Origin of the sequence: Trujillonella endophytica, assembly GCF_900110555.1 — a bacterium.
Lineage (GTDB): Bacteria > Actinomycetota > Actinomycetes > Mycobacteriales > Geodermatophilaceae > Trujillonella > Trujillonella endophytica.
Genome location: NZ_FOEE01000033.1, coordinates 1 through 1,354 on the forward strand (window position 1 = coordinate 1; position 1,354 = coordinate 1,354).

Below are 1,354 nucleotides of genomic sequence, written 5' to 3' on the forward strand. Positions count from 1 at the left end.
CGTCCTCGCAAGGAGAACAGGCGGGCTAACGCATGAATGCCACGGCTTCGGCGGTGTGCTTGAGCCCCGCTACATTGTCGGCGCGGAACCACTTGACCAGTGAGCTATTACGCACTCTTTCAAGGGTGGCTGCTTCTAAGCCAACCTCCTGGTTGTCTCTGCGATCCCACATCCTTTTCCACTTAGCACACGCTTAGGGGCCTTAGCCGATGATCTGGGCTGTTTCCCTCTCGACTACGAACCTTATCGCCCGCAGTCTCACTGCCACGCTCTCACTTACCGGCATTCGGAGTTTGGTTGACGTCAGTAACCTTGTGGGGCCCATCGGCCATCCAGTGCTCTACCTCCGGCAAGAAACACGTGACGCTGCACCTAAATGCATTTCGGGGAGAACCAGCTATCACCGAGTTTGATTGGCCTTTCACCCCTACCCACAGCTCATCCCCTCAGTTTTCAACCTAAGTGGGTTCGGTCCTCCACGCGGTCTTACCCGCGCTTCAACCTGGCCATGGGTAGATCACTCGGCTTCGGGTCTAGAGCACGCGACTGAAACGCCCTGTTCGGACTCGCTTTCGCTACGGCTACCCCACACGGGTTAACCTCGCCACGTACCACTAACTCGCAGGCTCATTCTTCAAAAGGCACGCAATCACCCCGCCACCGAAATGGCTAAGGCTCTCACGGCTTGTAGGCACACGGTTTCAGGTACTATTTCACTCCCCTCCCGGGGTACTTTTCACCTTTCCCTCACGGTACTTGTCCGCTATCGGTCACCAGGGAGTATTCAGGCTTAGCGGGTGGTCCCGCCAGATTCACACCGAATTTCACGGGCTCGGTGCTACTTGGGAAACACGCTCGGGAGGACGGCAGTTTTCGTGTACGGGGCTCTCACCCTCTACGGCGACCCGTTCCAGAAGGCCTTCCACTAACACGCCGTCTTTCTGACTCCCTGCGCCCTCGGCAGAAGGCACTGAGCGGTCCCACGACCCCGTTCCCACAACGCCTGCCGGCTATCACATGGAAACGGTTTAGCCTCTTCCGCTTTCGCTCGCCACTACTCACGGAATCACTGTTGTTTTCTCTTCCTGTGGGTACTGAGATGTTTCACTTCCCCACGTTCCCTCCACACGCCCTATGTGTTCAGGCGCGGGTCACACCACATGACTGGTGCGGGGTTCCCCCATTCGGACATCCTCGGATCAACGCTCGGTTGGCAGCTCCCCGAGGCTTATCGCAGCCTCCTACGTCCTTCATCGGCTCCTGGTGCCCAGGCATCCACCGTGTGCCCTTAACAACTTGGCCACACAAAACCTACAAACCACGAACCCCCACACCCCCACTCCGAAGAGCAGCG

The 1,354-nt window shown here is 58.0% G+C and carries 1 rRNA gene; it reads right to left on the reverse strand.

Annotation, left to right across the window (positions count from 1 at the left end):
• Positions 1-1,302, reverse strand: a 23S ribosomal RNA gene (locus BMY88_RS24230); the annotation flags it as partial.
• Positions 1,303-1,354: the final 52 nt, after the last annotated feature.